This window comes from Bifidobacterium rousetti, from assembly GCF_008698235.1.
GTDB lineage: Bacteria > Actinomycetota > Actinomycetes > Actinomycetales > Bifidobacteriaceae > Bifidobacterium > Bifidobacterium rousetti.
In genome coordinates this window covers 93,540-109,920 of the sequence record NZ_PEBH01000005.1, presented here as the reverse complement: position 1 = coordinate 109,920, position 16,381 = coordinate 93,540, and the positions used below count along the sequence as shown (strand labels likewise).

Genomic DNA, 16,381 nt, shown 5'->3' with positions numbered 1-16,381 from the left:
CGTCACCGCTCCGCGGTGCCACCTCCCTCATCAGAGGGAGGTTCCTGATCCGCTACGCGTCGATCCAGGCGACATTGCGCGCGTTGCGCTGGATGAACAGTCGACGCGGCTCGACCTCGTCGCCCATGAGCATTGAGAACGTCTCGTCGGCCGCGGCCGCGTCCTCGATCTGCACCTGCTTCAACACGCGGTGCTCCGGGTCCATGGTCGTCTCCCACAGCTCCTGGTAGCTCATCTCGCCCAGACCCTTGTAGCGCTGGATGCCTTCGCCCTTGGGCAGCTGGCGGCCCTTCTGACGGCCCTCGGAGAGCACGCGGTCGCGCTCGGAGTCGGTGTACACGAAGTCGTGCGCGCCCTTGGTCCACTTGATGCGGTACAGCGGCGGCATGGCCACGTACACGTATCCGGCGGTGATCATCGGTCGCATGTAGCGGAAGAACAGCGTGAGGTTCAGCGTGGCGATGTGCGCGCCGTCCACATCGGCATCGGCCATGATGATGACCTTGTGGTAGCGCACCTTCGACAGGTCGAAGTCCTCGCCGTAGCCGCCGCCGACCGCGGTGATCAGCGATTCGATGGTGTCGGACTTCATCATGCGGTCGAGGCTGGCGCGCTCGGTGTTGAGGATCTTGCCTCTTAGCGGCAGGATCGCCTGCGTGATCGGGTTGCGGCCCTGGATGGCGGAGCCGCCTGCCGAATCACCCTCGACGATGAACAGCTCGCACTCCTCCGGGTTGCTGGACTGGCAGTCCTTGAGCTTGTCCGGCATGCCGGCCGACTCGAAGATCGACTTGCGGCGCGTGTTCTCGCGCGCCTTCTTCGCGGCGATGCGGGCGCGGGACGCCTCGATCGCCTTCTGGATGATGTTCTTCGACTCGCTCGGATGCGCGTCGAACCAGTCGCCGAGCTTGTCGGTCATCACGCGCTGCACGAAGGTCTTCGCCTCGGAGTTGCCGAGCTTGGTCTTCGTCTGGCCCTCGAACTGCGGGGTGGTGAGCTTGACGGACACCACGGCCGTGAGTCCCTCGCGCACGTCGTCGCCGGAGAGGTTCTCGTCCTTGTCCTTGAGGATGTTCTTTTCGCGCGCGTAGCGGTTGACGAGGGTCGTCAGCGCCGCGCGGAAGCCCTCCTCGTGTGTGCCGCCCTCGGTGGTGGAGATCGTGTTCGCGAACGTGTGCACCGACTCGGAGTAGGCGGTGGTCCACTGCATCGCGATCTCGGCGGAGATGCCGAGCTTCAGGTCCTCGGCGTCGAAGTTGATGACCTCGTCCTCGACCGGCGTGGACTTGCGCGATTTCACGAGGTACTCGACGTAGTCCTGGATGCCGTTCATGTACTGGTAGGTGACGGTCTGATGCGTCTCCTCGAGCGGGTTGTCGCCGTCGCTCGCGACCTCGTCGCCGGCCTCGTCGACCTGACGCAGGTCCGTCAACGTGATCTTGAGGCCCTTGTTGAGGAACGCCATCTGCTGGAAGCGGGCGCGCAGGGTCTCGAAGTCGTAGACCGTCGTCTCGAAGATCGCCGGGTCCGCCCAGAACGTGACGGACGTGCCGGTCGACTCGCCCTCGGCCATCGGCTCGCCTTTGGCGAGACGCGCGGTGGGGTGCTGGTCGATGTAGGTCTGCGTCCAGTGGAATCCCTGACGACGCACCTCGATGTCGACGCGCGTGGAGAGCGCGTTGACCACGGAGATGCCCACGCCGTGCAGACCGCCGGAGACCGCGTATCCGCCGCCGCCGAACTTGCCGCCGGCGTGCAGCTTGGTCATGACCGTCTCGACGCCGGAGAGGCCCTCGCCCGGCACCTCGTCAACCGGGATGCCTCGGCCGTCGTCGACGACGCGGATGCCGTTGTCCGGCAGGATCGACACCTCGATGTGGCTGGCGTAGCCGGCCAGCGCCTCGTCGACCGAGTTGTCGACGATCTCGTACACGAGGTGATGCAGGCCTCGCGGGCCCGTCGAGCCGATGTACATGCCCGGGCGGATGCGCACCGCCTCAAGGCCTTCGAGCACCTTCAGATCGGATGCGTCGTAGTGCTCGGGGGTCATCGACTCGTCGAGCTCGCCTTCCTGCAATTCGGTGTTGTTGATGTGTTCGTCCGCGGCCTTGAGCTGCTCTTCCTTGCTCTCGGCTTTGTCCAACGAATCCGCCACAGGGCTTCCTCCTGCAATTTCACTTCACGCGAAGGGTTGTTTCGCGGGTCCATGCCCCAAAATCGCGTTCTACGGGGTCTTGGAGCGTTTTGACCATACTGCATGTGATTCTACTCGTCTTTCACGACGAGCGCCATATATGGGCATATATATGCTTTCCGAGATGCCCTTCGCCTCGGCCCGCAGGCCCCTACACCCCTACTTCCTGTTGCGCACCCAGCGGCGGGTGTATCCGGCGGTCGGCCCGACCACGCGGATGTCGCGCACGTCAAGGCCCTCGAGCCGGCGACGGATCGTCTCGCCGAGCTGCGGGATGAGGTAGGTCAGCTGCGTGGCCCAGACCGGCGAGTCCGTGCCGATGGTGAGCACGCCGTCCTTGAACGAGACGACGTGCGAATGCATCGCGTTGACGGTGCCGACGACCTGATCCCAGTGGTTGTTGAGCTGGGAGATCTTCAGATGCGGGATCCAGTTGCCGTTCTTCGCGAGGATCGCCGCGACGCCGTCGAGTCTGGCCGGGTCGCGTCCGGGCTGGCCGAAGCTCTCCCACGCTTTCTCGGCGCGTTCGGCGCGCTGTTTGCGCATGCTCTCGCGTTTCGCGTAGCCCTCGAACACCTTCGCGGGCAGTTCGCGCGGGTCGAGCTTGAGGGTGCGTGCGATAGGCGGGGTCATCGCGCGCCCTCTCCGTCGGTGTCGCCTTCCTCCGATTGCCGCAGCAGCGACGCGACGTCGATGATGTTCGGCTTGCCCTCTTGCGCGTCGCCCGCATCGTCGCCGATGCCGACTTCCGCACCGTCCCCGCCAAGCCCGCCGGGGATGTCGCCCGCGGCGGCCGTGGTGATGAGCACTTGGTCCTGCGATCCCGCGAAGTCGAGGATCTGCGCGCGACGCGACTCGTCCAGCTGCGCGAACACATCGTCGAGGATGACGATCGGCTTCACGCCGCGATCGGCGGTGACGGCCTCGAACAATGCCATCTTCAGCGCCAGCGCCATCGTCCACATCTCGCCGTTCGATGCGAACTCGCGCGCGGGCACGCCGTCGAGCGTGACGGCGAGGTCGTCGCGCTGCGGGCCGATCAGGTTGATCCCGCGGGCCACCTCCCCGGCGTACAGGCGCTGGAAGTGCGCCGAGATCGCCGGTCGGGGGTCGGCGGCGTCACCTGCGCTGTCGCCGGCCGCGGCGTCGGCCGCGGCCACCTCCTCGAACGACGGCGCGTAGGCGAGCGACGCCGCGCCCTTGCCGGACGCGAGCCGCGCGTAGATCGCGGCGAACGGACCGGCGAGGCGGTCGATGACGCGCGCACGCACGCGGGTCAGGGCGACTCCGGCCTCGATGAACTGGCCGGTCCAGATCTCCAGCCCGCTCAGGGCCGCGTCGAACGACCCCTCGCGCTGGCCCAGCTGCTTGAGCAGCGCGGCGCGCTGGCGTCCGATGCGCGTGAGCTGCTGGACCATGTCTGCGTATCGGGGCACGAGCAGCGCGCCGGCCTGGTCGAGGAACGTGCGCCGGGCCGCGGGCTCGCCGGAGACGAGCCGCTGGTCGTCCGGCGTGAACGAGACCGAAGGGACGAGGCCGACGATGTCGCGCAGGTAGCGCGAGGCTCCGGAGTTGATGCGGGCCCGGTTCGCGCCGCGCGTCGTGATCGTCGCCTCGTACGTGGTGGCCGCGTCCGTGTCCCGATCGACGACGTTGGCGCGGATTGTGGCCTTGGACTCGCCCCGCTCGACGAGCGGCAGCGACGAGGAGGTGCGGTGGCTGGAGCCGGTGGAGAGCACCTCGATCGCCTCGACGATGTTGGTCTTGCCGAGTCCGTTCTCGCCGTGCAGCACGTTCACGCCGGGGGCGAGGTCGACCACAAGCGACTCCCAGGAGCGGTAGTGGTCGAGTGCGAGGCGGGAGATGTACACGGGAAGATCAGGTCCTTTGAGCGGATATTCGGTTGGCGTGGTTTGTGCGGGGTGTGAGGTTTATGCGGTTTTCATGTTTTCCCTCGACTTTCGCATTTTGCGAAAACTTGCGAAACAACTGCGAAAGTCAAGGGGAAAAACGGGTTTTCTTCGGTTTTCAGCTGTTGAAGCGCATCGGCACGAGCAGGTAGCGGTAGTCCATCGACTCGTCCGAATCGGCCTCCTGCTGGCCGTTGAACTCGACCGGCTTGACGGCGGTCGTCATCTTCATGCGGATGAACGGCTCGGTGATCGCGGACAGGCCCTCGATCAGGTAGCTCGGGTTGAACGCGACGGTGATCTCATCGCCGTCCATGTCGATGTCGAGCGTCTCGATGGCCTGCGCCTCGTCGACCGCGCCGGCGGACAGGGTCAGTTCCTGGCCGGAGAACGCCATGCGGATCGGGGCGTTGCGCTCGGCGACAAGCGCCACGCGCTTGATCGCGCCGATCAGCAGGTTCTTGTCGATCACGGCCTGAATCGGGTATTCGTCGGCGAAGAGTCGGTCGACCGCCGGGAACTCGCCGTCGATCAGCTGCGAGGTCGACGTGCGTCCGGCGTTCTCAAAACCAAGCAACGACGGGCTTTCCGTGTCGAAATCGAGCACGACGTTCTGATGCTCGTCGAGCGAACGGGCCACATCGCGCAGCAGCGAACCGCGCACCAGGGTCGTCGCGTTGACCTCCGCGTCCTGCGGGGTCCAGGTGAAGCTGGCGCGGGAGAGGCGGAATCGGTCGGTCGAGGTCATGATCACCTTGTCGCCGTCGAACTGCATGCGCACGCCGGTGAGCACCGGGCGATTCTCCTCGCGGGAGACCGCGACGCACGCCTGGGCGACGGACTGCACGAAGGTCGGCGCGTCGACCTGACCCAGTTTCGGCGGAATTCCGGGAAGATCCGGGTACTCCGACTCCGGCATCAGTTGCAGGGTGAACGTCGACTTGCCCGACGTGATCGTCATCGTCGACTCGTTCGTGGCGAGATAGGTCTTCTCCGCGGGCAGCGACTTGGTGATGTCGGCGAGGAGCTTGCCCAGCACGAGCACCGCTCCCGGCTCGTCGACTCCGGCCTCGATGTGGTGACGGGCCGAGATCTCGTAGTTGAACGCCGAAAGCTGCAGCGTTCCATCGATGGCCTCGAGCTTGACGCCGGCCAGAATCGGGTTCGAGGGGCGGGCGTCAATGACGCGCGTCGTCCAGGCGACCGCGTCGGCAAGCGCGGCGGAGTTGATTTCTACCTTCATGGGTGCCTCTTTCGTCGTTTCGTCGTACGCGTTCCGTCGCGTGCGGATCGATGCTGATAGCTGGAATTCATTCTAGCGGCGTTCGCGTGCCCCACTTTTCCGGCTCGCTTCGCTCGCGCAAAAGTGGGGCAGGGAATGATGACGAGAGGAAGAGAACGTAAGTAGTCGTCATAATAAGGGCTGTGGATAGTGTGGAAAAGTGGGGCACGCCCGTTGCGGCGATTGGTTTTTCCGCAGTCCCACTTTTGTGGATAACTTATGCCGATTGATGTGGATAACTAGGTGACTTATCCACAGGCGTCGGCTTCGTTGTGGGCCATCCACATTCGAGGCCATGTTACCCACTGTTTATCCACACTGGCAAGCGGGGTAATCCACCAGTTCTCCACCGAGGTTACCCACAATTGTGAATAACCATGTGGATAACTTTTCCCGAAATTCGTCGCCCGACCGGAGTGTCGCGGGGGCGATCCGGCTGTCAGAATCGCGTATGACGAACGAAAACGGCGATTTTTCCGAGGCGTGCGAAAAAGACAGGAAAAACGTTCGCCACAAACGATCCTGCTGGACGAACGAGGACGCCGAACGGGCGTGGATCGGCCACGCGGCCGCCCACCATCGGGCGGCAAAGTGGGGTCGTCAGATTCTCGGCTCCCCTTGTCAGGGGAGCTGGCCCGCGAAGCGGGTCTGAGGGGTAGTCAACCCATCAGAATGAATTCAACACCCTACTTGAGGTCGGTGTTGCGCTGCTTGAGGCGGACCGTCAGCTCCATCACGTAGTTGTAGACGTCCTGCCGCTCCTGCATCTCGTTGCTGATGCGTTCGCAGGCGTGCATCACCGTGGTGTGGTCCTTGCCGCCGAACACCTTGCCGATGTCGACGAGGCTCATGCTGGTCATCTCGCGCGTGAGGTACATCGCCACCTGGCGCGCGATCGCGATGGTCTTCATGCGCGACTTGCCGGTGATGTCCTCGAACGTGAGATGGAAGTAGCGCGCCACCTGGCTGATGATGTCGGTGGGCTTGATCTCCACGTCGCTGGTGAAGAAATCCTGCAGCGTCTGCTCGGCCATCGCGCGCGTGACCGGCTGGTTGCTCAGCGACGCGACCGCGGTGACGCGGGTCAGCGCGCCCTCCAGCTCGCGGATGTTCTCGGTGAAGCGTTCCGCGATGAGATCCAGCACATCGTTGGGGATGTTGCTGTGGTTCATCGAGGCCATCATGCGCAGGATGGCGATGCGGGTCTCGAGGTCCGGCGGCTTGACGTCGACGGTCAGACCGGAGTCGAAGCGCGAGATCAGGCGCGCCTCGAAACCCTTGAGGTTCTTCGGCGGCACATCGGAGGCGATGACGATGCGCTTGTTCGCCTGATGCAGCGCGTTGAACGTGTGGAAGAACTGCTCCAGGGTGGCTTCCTTGCCGCCGAGGAACTGGATGTCGTCGATGAGCAGGACGTCGACCTCGCGGTATCGCCGGTTGAACTCGGCGATCTGGCCCTGCGACTGCTTCGGGTTCTGCAGCGCCTCGATGAACTCGTTGGTGAACTCCTCGGAGTTGACGTAGCGGACCTTCAGGGTCGGGTCCTTGACGAGCGCGTAGTTGCCGATCGCATTGAGCAGGTGGGTCTTGCCCAGGCCGGAGCCGCCGTAGATACACAGCGGGTTGTAGTCGCGGCCGGACCCTTCGGCCACGGCGAGCGCCACCGTGCGGGCGAAACGGTTGGAGTCGCCGGGCACGAACGTGTCGAACGTCGCGTTCGTGTTGAGGTGTGTCTCCGGATCGCGCGCGACCTTGTTGCGCCTGAGCGGGTAGTCGTGCGACGCCGGGGGAGCGGCCTGCGGCTGCACCGGCGTCATCGCCGACTGGATGTCCGACGGCATGCCGTTCGACGCGGACGGCACGTTCGGCACCGGTGCGGACGCGCCGAACGGCTCGTTCGACAGATCCGACACGGTCGGCGCACGGTCCGGACCCGCGGATTGGCGGGGACGGGTCGATCGGGCGATCTTCAGGGCGGACGGCTTCGGCGCCTTGGTCTTCGGCTTCTGCGGCGCGATCTTGAACGCGGGTGTCATCTCCTCGCCGGTCACCATGTGCAGCGCGTTGAGCAGCGGGCGGTTGAGCTCGTTCTCCAGCGCCTGGCGGGTGCCGATGTTCTCGACGCACAGCACGATCGTCGTGCCGAAGATCGCCTCCGGGTACACGCCCTCGAACCAGCCGCGATCACGCGGGGAGAGGGACTTGTCCCGCTTGAGCAGGGACAGCGTGTCGGACCAGATGCTGTTGGCATGGGCGACGGGGTCGTTCGACTGCGCGGCCATATCTGCTCCTCCTGTCCCGCTCGAAACGAATAAAGTGCGGACCCTATTGTTACTCATACGGTGGGAGTTATCCACAGGCTTGCGTGTTGCAATTACTGGATTGTGAATAACATCCGTGTAATTTGTGGATAACTTTCGCAGCGGGCGTCGTCGGCAAACGGCGCCATTGCAACGTTTCCTTGCGTCCTCCCGTCCATGAACGCCCTGTGGACGCCAAACGAATTGTGAATGAAATGCCCCTGTGTTGACGTTGGGGGAGGGGTGAGGGTAGTTTGGTATAGCTTGACTCACGTGAGAGCCGCGCGTAAGCGTGGCCTAAAGACCTAGGAGCAATTATGAAGAGGACCTTCCAGCCCAACAACCGTCGTCGTCACATGAAGCACGGCTTCCGTGTTCGCATGCGTACCCGTTCCGGCCGCGCCCTGATCAACCGTCGCCGCGCCAAGGGCCGCAAGAGCCTGTCCGCCTGATTTCCGAGTCGACGGCAGCAACGCAAGTGGAACGGCTGAAAAGCCACAGCGAATTCGTCGCCGTGCTCAAACGCCGCAGCAAAGTATCCCGCAACGACATCGTCGTGCACTATCTGGTGCGCGACGATTCGTATACGGGACGGTTTGTGGCTCCGGAGAGCCGGCGGGTGGGGCTTGCCGTATCCAAATCGGTCGGACACGCCGTCACCCGCAATGCGGTCAAACGCCGTTTCCGCGTATTGGCCGCGCGATACGAGGATCGTCTCCCCGAGGGGTGCGACATCGTCCTGCGTGCGAAACCGTCCGCGGCGCATGCCTCGTTCCAGTCGTTGGACGAGCAGGTGGCGTCGGGGTTCGCCAAGGTTGCGGACAGGGCCCGCAAGACCGGTGTGACCGGTGTGACCGGTACGGTCACGGTCGGCGGCGTCGGCGATCACGCCGATGCGTCCGCGCAAGGTCGATGACCTGCTGATGGGCGTCGGCGAGTTCATGGTGCGGGGGGTGCGCTGGTATCAGCGTCACTTTTCGGCGCACCGCGCCGTACCCTGCTGTCGGTATTACCCGAGCTGCTCGAACTACGCCATTCAGGCGATCGAACGGTTCGGCGCGTGCCGTGGGGGACTGCTCGCCGTGCTGCGCCTGTTGCGCTGCCGGCCGTGGAGCAGGGGAGGCATCGACGACGTACCGCGTCGGTTCTCGGTGTTCTACCGGTTCAAGTGGTCGAAGGCCCACGAGGAACCGCGGTTGACGCCGCTGCCGGATGACGACATTAAGGATTCCGTACGATGATTAATCAAGATCAATTCCTTCTGGACTCGGGCTTCTGGGGTTGGCTGTACAAGCTGCTGACCCCGATCGAATGGCTCATGACGCAGATCATGAACATCTTCCACGAGTTCTTCTCGCTGTTCATGCCGCGCGTCGGTGTCTCGTGGGTGCTGTCGATCATCTTCCTGGTGCTCGTCGTGCATGCGTGCATCTTCCCCATCTACTACAAGCAGATGAAGTCGATGCGCAAGATGCAGGCCCTGCAGCCGAAGATGATGCGCATCCAGAACAAGTACAAGGGCAAGACGGATCAGGCCAGCAAGGAGGCCATGAGCCGTGAGATGATGAAGCTCTATCAGGACAACGACGCGAACCCCGCCGGTTCGTGCCTGCCGTTGCTGGTGCAGGGCCCTGTGTTCATGTGCATGTTCTACACGCTGTCCGCGATCCCGTTCATCGCCCGCGGCAAGCGCGCCGCGCTGGGTGCGTTCGACGTGGTCACCGCCAAGGAGTTCGCGCAGTCCAAGGTGTTCGGTCTCGTGAGCGTGACCGACGTCTTCGGCACGGCCGACATCACCGGCAAGGTGTTCATCGGCATCTTCGTCGTGTTGATGATCGCCTGCATGGTCTTCATGCAGTGGATCAACATGAAGAAGAACATGAACCCGGCCACGATGACCGGTCAGGCCGCGACGATGCAGAAGACGATGCTGTGGATCTTCCCGCTGATGTACGTCTTCTCCGGTGCGACCATGCCGTTCGCCGTGCTGGTTTACTGGCTGACGAACAACGTCTGCAACCTGCTGCGCACGTTCTGGCAGATGTACGCGTTCCCGACTCCGGGATCGCCCGCCGCGGACGCCAAGGAGATCCGCGACCACAAGAAGGAAAACGAGCGCCGCGCCAAGTCCGGTCAGATGTCCCTCGAGGAGGAGGAGCTGCAGAAGGCCAAGGAGGATGCCGACCGCAGGGAGTCCCAGGGCTACCAGCGTCAGCAGCCGCAGCGCAAGCGCAACAAGAAGAAGTAGCAGTAAATAGCACATGAGTAAGTGAGGCCGGTGTTTCACGTGGAACATTCCACCGGGACGTTCCACGAGATGTGAGATCGCCAACCGAGGCGAGGACGTGTTTCACGTGAAACACCGGCCGCACGACCTCCCGTTTCACAACGTAGGGAAACGGGGTCGTGGGTTTAGACTTGAAACCAACACCCTTGCATGAAGGAGAACACTATGGCCCAGGATGACGATAAGACGGTGGACCAGCTCAATGATGAGGCCGATATCGCCGCCGACTACCTTGAAGGACTGCTGGACATCGCCGACTACGAAGGTGACATCGAGATGGGCGTGCGCAACGGCCGTCCGATGGTGCAGATCGTCGCCGACGACGACACCGACATCAAGCATCTCATCGGACGCAACGGTGAGGTCGTCGATGCGCTGCAGCAGCTCACCCGCTTGGCCGTGCAGCAGAAAACCGGCGAGCGTTCCCGTCTGATCGTGGACGTCGACGGCTTCCTCAAGCGCAAGCGCCAGCGTCTGCATGACATCGCGCTGGACGCGATCGACGAGGTGAAGGACACCGGCGAGCCGGTCGACCTGAAGCCGATGAACTCGTTCGAGCGCAAGGTCGTCCACGACGTCGTGCGCGAGGAGGGACTGCGTTCCCGTTCGCATGGCGAGGAGCCGCATCGCTACGTCACCGTCTATCTGCGCGCGAACGCCGACGCCGACGACGATATCGAGGACGCGGACGAGGAGTGACGTTTTCTGACAGGGCCTTTCTTGTGAGGGGCCCTGTCGCTGTTGCGTGCGGGACAACGCATGTCGCACGGCATATGTCGTATGCATGAAGTGCGCGTGATGCATGGGAGACTTGACACAGGGGAGAATGATGACCGATCAGCTTGATGGCTCGCCGATACTCGAAGAGGTGCTCGGCGACGCTCTTGCGCCGTTGCGAGTGTTTCACGTGAAACTTGCCGAGGAGGGGGAGCCCCGCGGTCTGATCGGTCCGCGTGATGTCGACATCATCTGGGAGCGTCACATCCTCAATTCCGCGGCGATCGTGCCGTATGTGCGCGAGGCCACGGAAGGTGCGAAGTTCAAGACGGTGGCCGATGTCGGCAGCGGCGGCGGATTCCCGGGACTGGTCGCGGCCGCGTGCCTGCCCGATCACGAGTTCACGCTGATCGAGCCGATGGAACGCCGAGTCGCCTGGCTTGCCGAGTGCGTCGATGAGATGGGACTTGAGAACGTGCGCATCGAACGCGCCCGTTCCGAGGAGGTCATCGCCGCGATGCGCAAGCGCCGTGATCTGCATCCGTTCGCCGTGGTCACCTGCCGTGCGGTGGCGCCGATGACCAAGCTGTCCGGATGGACGCTGCCGCTGCTCAAACCGCAGGGGAGGCTGGTCGCCCTCAAGGGACGCTCCGCGCAGGCGGAGATCGACAAGGCGGCCAAGGAGATCGCCAAGCGTCACGGAGTGAACCCGCGCGTGGTCGAAGCGCAGGTCGGTCCCGGTCTCGAACCGACGCACGTCGTGCTGGTGGATAAGCGGTAGTCGGGTTGGTCGGCACCGGGGTTGACGTGCTCGCTTGCGGGTGTGAAACGCCGGTCACTTATCCACAATTCGAAGTCGTTGGAAAAGTTATCCACAATTCGCGGGGAACGGTCGGATTTGCGGGAGGTATTGTGATTATTGGGTTCGTGAGGGTGATCATCGCACTATCCACAGCGCGGTAGTCAAAGTTATCCACAGTTATCCACATTTTTGTGGATAAGTCGAGATTCCGGTCCGTCGTGTCCATGCGGCTAGAGAGACTGGAGCGAGTTTAATGTGTCAAGGAGGAGTCATGGCTGAGGAACGGAATCCGATGGAGTCCGCTGAACAGACATTGCAGCGCATCTTCGGTGAGGGAAGCTCCCCGGTCGGCGCGGAAATCGCACAGGAGTCCAGCCGGTACGCGCGCCTGCAGAAGATCACGTACCCCAAGCCGTCGAAGACGCGACTGATCGCCGTCGCCAACCAGAAGGGCGGTGTCGGCAAGACGACATCCACGGTGAACGTCGCCGCGGCACTCGCGAAGAGCGGTGCGCAGGTGCTGGTCATCGACATGGATCCTCAGGGCAACGCGTCGACCGCACTCGGTGTGCGTCACGCGTCGGGGGAGCCCTCCGTGTACGACGTGATCGAAGGCCGCCTGAAGCTCGCTGAGGTCAAGCATCAGTGCCCCGACTTCGAGACGCTGGATGTCGTGCCCGCTTCGATCGACTTGAGCGGCGCCGAACTCGAGGTCGCGGACCTGCCGAACAGGAACACGCTGCTCAAGGAGGCGATCGACGCCTACCTTGAGGCTTCCGAGGTGCACTACGATTACGTGTTCATCGATTGCCCGCCGAGCCTCGGTCTGCTCGTCATCAACGCGATGTGCGCGGTGCACGAGATGCTCATTCCGATCCAGGCTGAGTACTACGCGCTCGAGGGCCTCGGTCAGCTCATCAACACGATCGGTCTGGTGCAGAGCCATTTCAACCCGAGCCTGACGGTGTCGACGATGCTGGTGACGATGTTCGATCGCCGCACTCTGCTCAGCCGCGAGGTGTTCGACGAGGTCAAGAAGCACTACCCATCCATCGTGCTCGACACCACGATCCCGCGTACCGTGAAGATCTCCGAGGCGCCGAGCTTCGGCAAGAGCGTCATCGCGTACGATCCGCACGGCATGGGTGCCATCTCCTATGCCGAAGCCGCGCTGGAGATCGCGCGTCGTTCCCCGTCCGTGTTGGACGCCATCGAAGCCCGAATGAAGGAGGCCTGATATGGCAGCGAAATCACGTCTCGGCAAGGGGCTGGGCGCACTGTTCCCCGATCTGCCGGGTGAGGAACAGTCGGTTGTTTCACGTGAAACACATCGGTTCCTCAATGAGAAGATGAGTCGACAGGATCAGGAGGAGGCCGCAGCCAAGACGACTGAAGGCAAGGCGCTCGAGCCGAAGCCGAAGGCCGAGGTGGTCACGTCGCGCGCCCGTGTCTCCGTGCCGCCGATTTCGTCGTCCGTCGCCGGGGCGGGTGCCGCGGCGAAATCGTCCGATGCGTCGGAGTCGGCGGGTGCGGCTGCAGCCGAATCGAAGTCCGGTTCCATGTCGGCTGATACTCAGTCCACTCAGTCCCCGAAGAAGGGTTCCGGCAAGTCGAAGCGCGCCACGATGCCTGCGCTGGGCGACATCGCCCATCCGAGCGACATGTTCTTCAACGACACCGTGAACGGCGGGGCAAGCGTCACCGCTGGCACGACCGTCGCCGGTGTTCAGGGCGACGACTCCGTGAAACACGACGCCGCAAGCGATGTTTCACGTGAAACACGTTCCACGGTCGCGGATGAGAAGACAAAGGACGGCAAGTCTGATGGTGAATCGGAGTCCGAGGAGCAGCAGCTCAAGCCGGTCGAGGGCGGATACCTCGCCGAGCTGAAGCTCACCGACATCGGACCGAACGCGCATCAGCCGCGTACCGTGTTCGATGAGGATGACCTCAACGAGTTGGCGGCCTCCATCAAGGAGGTCGGCATTCTGCAGCCGATCGTCGTGCGGAGGCGCCCGGCCGCGCAGATCGCGGAGGCCCGCAAGCAGCAGGCCGACCGCAAGCCGCTCAATCAGTTCGATGGACACCTCGACAGCGACTACGAGCTCATCATGGGTGAGCGTCGTTGGCGCGCCTCTCAGCTGGCCGGTCTCGAGACGATTCCGGCGATCGTCAAGACGACCTCTGACGACGATATGCTTCGCGACGCCCTCCTTGAGAACCTGCATCGCGTCGCGCTCAACCCGCTCGAAGAGGCCGCCGCCTACCAGCAGATGATCGACGAATTCGGTCTCACGCAGGCGCAGCTGTCCAAGTCGGTGTCGAAGTCTCGCCCCCAGATCGCCAACACGCTGCGACTGCTCAACCTGCCGGGCGCCGTACAGAAGAAGGTCGCCGCCGGGATCCTCACCGCAGGCCACGCCCGCGCGCTGCTCGGACTCAACGACACCGCCGCGATGGACAAGCTCGCGAACCGCATCATCGCGGAGGGGCTCTCCGTGCGCAGCACCGAGGAGATCGTCGCGCTGGCGAACCTTGAGAGCAAGGAGCCGAAGAAGCCGAAGGCGAACAAGAACAACCCGTGGGCCGGATCGCCGATCCAGACGAACCTGGAGAACCATTTCGACACGAAGGTCTCGATCAAGGGCACGCCGAAGCATGGCCGCATCGAAATCGTCTTCTCCTCGCCCGAAGACATGGACCGTATCCTCGCCCTCCTCATGCCCGGCGAAAGCGGTTCTCCTTCCGACGCTTCCGCATCTCCTGACACCGCCTCCTCTACGGACGGTAAGTGGGTCTAAGTCCCAAGTCTCTTGTCCTCAGACAGTATGTTTTGGTGTGACGGCCCCCTCTCAGAGGGGGCCATGTCTAGGCTGATCGACTCGCATATTGCGTCGCGCCATCCTGTCCGGTCCTGTTGGAATAGAAAAGATCTATACTCGCTTGGTCGCCGCAGGAGCTGAAAACAAACGAAGAACAATGCGCACAACCGACTATAGGGAATTCGTATTGCGCTGTGAGTGAGGCGGGCGGTTGGTTTGATAGGGTGGGTGGCATGACTTTGCGTAATGTGGTGATTGTTGGTTCGGGGCCTGCCGGATACACGGCGGCGATCTACCTGTCTCGTGCGGGATTGCAGCCGCTGGTGGTGACCGGTGCGTTGACGCCCGGCGGCCAGCTGGTCAATACGACCGAGGTGGAGAACTTCCCTGGTTTCCCGGACGGGATCATGGGTCCGGAGTTGATGGACGCGATGAAGGCCCAGGCAGAGAAGTTCGGCACCGAATTCGAGCACGCCGATGTCGAGTCGATCGTCGAGGTCGCCGCAGGGGAGTCGGACGCCGCATCCGGCGAACAGGACGGCAAGCCGATCTATCACCTGACGCTGGACACTGGCGATGAGCTGGATGCGCGTGCGGTGATCATCACCACGGGTTCGTCGTATCGCAAACTCGGTGTACCGGGCGAGGTCGAATACTCCGGTCACGGCGTCTCGTACTGCGCGACGTGCGACGGATTCTTCTTCCGCAACAAGCCGATCGTCGTGGTCGGCGGCGGCGATTCCGCGTTCGAGGAGGCGCTGTATCTGACGCGCTTCGGCTCGTCCGTCACGCTGATCCATCGCCGCAACGAGTTCCGCGCGTCCGCGATCATGGTCGAACGCGCGCGCGCCAACGAGAAGCTCACGCTGCTGACCGATACGGTCGTCACGGCGATCCATGGCGAGGCTCCGGCTGCCAAGCCGGCTGGGTTGCAGCTTTCGCTCAATAAGCCGGCGAGTGGTATCACGCTCGGTGGTGCTGCCGGTGCGGTGGTGGGGGAGTCGAAGATCTCGCTCGGCGGCGGCCTGTCCATTCCGTCTGCGGCACCTGCCGCGGCCGTCGGCAACGTGTCACGCATCGACATCCGCAATACCGTGACCGGCGAGACCGGCACGTTGGACACGAAGGCCGTGTTCGTGGCGATTGGTCACACGCCCGCCACCGGCTTCCTTGGTGATCTGGTCGCCAAGGACGAGGACGGCTACGTGCTCGTTGACGGCGCCGGCACGCGCACGTCGCGTCCGGGCGTGTTCGCCGCCGGCGACTGCGTGGATCGTATTTACCGTCAGGCGATCAGCGCAGCCGGCATGGGCTGCCGCGCCGCGCTCGACGCGCAGGCGTATCTCGCCGAGTGACTAGGGTCCTGCGTCGTAATTTCGTTGATGAATTGACTACCTCTCAGACTCGCTTCGCGGGCCAGCTCGTTCTGCAATTATGGATGCGCTGCGCGTGTGCTGCTGTGTTGGCTCGCACGTTGCCTACAAACGGCTCCGCTGTTTGCTTCACGGCAACGGCCCGCAATTATGGATGCGCTGCGCGCGTGTTCTATTGGCTCGCCTGTCGGCTCGCACGTTGCCTACAAACAGCTCCGCTGTTTGCTTCACGGCAACGTCCTGACAAGGGGAGCCGAGAATGGAGTAAACGAATTTCTGATACACGATACCGGCCAAGTGTTGAATATGCGTGCGGCAGGTGTCGTCGGTGTCATATGGGTGTGCGCCTATGGTCGGTTCGTGATTCCCACACGTATACGATGAAGGCCCCCGTGGTTTTCGAACACTGAAATAAACGTGCGAACGTACGTTTGACCGGGCTTTTTCATATCCATCCGGGGAAACGTACGCCAGGTAGGACTTAATGTACGTTCCTTCGGATGTCTTTTGTGAATACCCGGGGAAACGTACTCTGGGCAGGATGTAGTGTACGTTCCCCCGGCCCCGGGGGTGCGAACACTGAAGTAAGCGGAATGGGCGTACGTTTGACCGGGCCTTTTTTCATATCCATCCGGGGAAACGTACGCCAGGTAGGACTTAATGTACGTTCCTTCGGATGTCTTTTGTGAATACC

At 63.0% G+C, this 16,381-nt stretch carries 14 protein-coding genes; 9 read left to right on the top strand and 5 right to left on the bottom strand.

All coding sequences use genetic code 11. The features are described 5' to 3' along the window. Window positions 1–52: 52 nt before the first annotated feature. The 5 genes from gyrB to dnaA all read right to left on the bottom strand — a co-directional run bounded on the left by gyrB (window position 53) and on the right by dnaA (window position 7,668). Window positions 53–2,092: a DNA topoisomerase (ATP-hydrolyzing) subunit B gene (gene gyrB / locus CSQ85_RS06870; RefSeq protein ID WP_395956534.1), complete on the bottom strand. Its 2,040-nt coding sequence runs from the start codon at window positions 2,090–2,092 to the stop codon at window positions 53–55. A 261-nt stretch (window positions 2,093–2,353) separates the two neighbouring features. Further along, window positions 2,354–2,827 (bottom strand): DciA family protein, encoded by a 474-nt coding sequence (locus tag CSQ85_RS06865; RefSeq protein ID WP_150383436.1) that lies wholly within the window; start codon window positions 2,825–2,827, stop codon window positions 2,354–2,356. Further along, window positions 2,824–4,065, bottom strand: coding sequence for a DNA replication/repair protein RecF (gene recF / locus CSQ85_RS06860; RefSeq protein ID WP_150383435.1), 1,242 nt, complete (start codon window positions 4,063–4,065; stop codon window positions 2,824–2,826). The genes CSQ85_RS06865 and recF overlap by 4 nt, the downstream gene beginning before the upstream one ends. 157 nt (window positions 4,066–4,222) lie before the next feature. Continuing rightward, a complete protein-coding gene (gene dnaN, locus CSQ85_RS06855; protein ID WP_107042528.1) occupies window positions 4,223–5,347 on the bottom strand; it encodes a DNA polymerase III subunit beta in 1,125 nt (374 codons plus the stop codon). 725 nt (window positions 5,348–6,072) lie between these two features. Then, window positions 6,073–7,668: a chromosomal replication initiator protein DnaA gene (gene dnaA, locus CSQ85_RS06850; protein ID WP_150383434.1), complete on the bottom strand. Its 1,596-nt coding sequence runs from the start codon at window positions 7,666–7,668 to the stop codon at window positions 6,073–6,075. A 335-nt stretch (window positions 7,669–8,003) separates the two neighbouring features. Here dnaA and rpmH point away from each other — a divergent pair, with 335 nt between their 5' ends. The 9 genes from rpmH to CSQ85_RS06805 all read left to right on the top strand — a co-directional run bounded on the left by rpmH (window position 8,004) and on the right by CSQ85_RS06805 (window position 15,669). After that, window positions 8,004–8,138: a 50S ribosomal protein L34 gene (gene rpmH / locus CSQ85_RS06845; protein ID WP_003827866.1), complete on the top strand. Its 135-nt coding sequence runs from the start codon at window positions 8,004–8,006 to the stop codon at window positions 8,136–8,138. 26 nt (window positions 8,139–8,164) lie between these two features. Then, on the top strand, window positions 8,165–8,602 hold the full coding sequence (gene rnpA / locus CSQ85_RS06840; RefSeq protein WP_150383433.1) for a ribonuclease P protein component: 438 nt from the start codon (window positions 8,165–8,167) through the stop codon (window positions 8,600–8,602). A 25-nt stretch (window positions 8,603–8,627) separates the two neighbouring features. Continuing rightward, window positions 8,628–8,927 (top strand): membrane protein insertion efficiency factor YidD, encoded by a 300-nt coding sequence (gene yidD / locus CSQ85_RS06835; RefSeq protein WP_150383487.1) that lies wholly within the window; start codon window positions 8,628–8,630, stop codon window positions 8,925–8,927. Then, window positions 8,927–9,934: a membrane protein insertase YidC gene (yidC, locus tag CSQ85_RS06830; RefSeq protein ID WP_190972942.1), complete on the top strand. Its 1,008-nt coding sequence runs from the start codon at window positions 8,927–8,929 to the stop codon at window positions 9,932–9,934. Before yidD ends, yidC begins: the two co-directional genes overlap by 1 nt. 204 nt (window positions 9,935–10,138) lie before the next feature. Beyond that, window positions 10,139–10,672, top strand: coding sequence for a Jag family protein (locus tag CSQ85_RS06825; protein WP_150383431.1), 534 nt, complete (start codon window positions 10,139–10,141; stop codon window positions 10,670–10,672). 130 nt (window positions 10,673–10,802) lie between these two features. Further along, entirely contained in the window at window positions 10,803–11,471 is a 669-nt protein-coding gene (gene rsmG, locus CSQ85_RS06820) for a 16S rRNA (guanine(527)-N(7))-methyltransferase RsmG (protein ID WP_150383486.1), read from the top strand. A 313-nt stretch (window positions 11,472–11,784) separates the two neighbouring features. After that, complete coding sequence (locus CSQ85_RS06815; RefSeq protein WP_150383485.1) at window positions 11,785–12,729, top strand: ParA family protein; 945 nt, start codon at window positions 11,785–11,787, stop codon at window positions 12,727–12,729. 1 nt (window position 12,730) lies between these two features. Then, on the top strand, window positions 12,731–14,293 hold the full coding sequence (locus tag CSQ85_RS06810; protein WP_150383430.1) for a ParB/RepB/Spo0J family partition protein: 1,563 nt from the start codon (window positions 12,731–12,733) through the stop codon (window positions 14,291–14,293). 254 nt (window positions 14,294–14,547) lie between these two features. Then, entirely contained in the window at window positions 14,548–15,669 is a 1,122-nt protein-coding gene (locus tag CSQ85_RS06805) for an NAD(P)/FAD-dependent oxidoreductase (protein WP_150383429.1), read from the top strand. Window positions 15,670–16,381 lie beyond the last annotated feature (712 nt).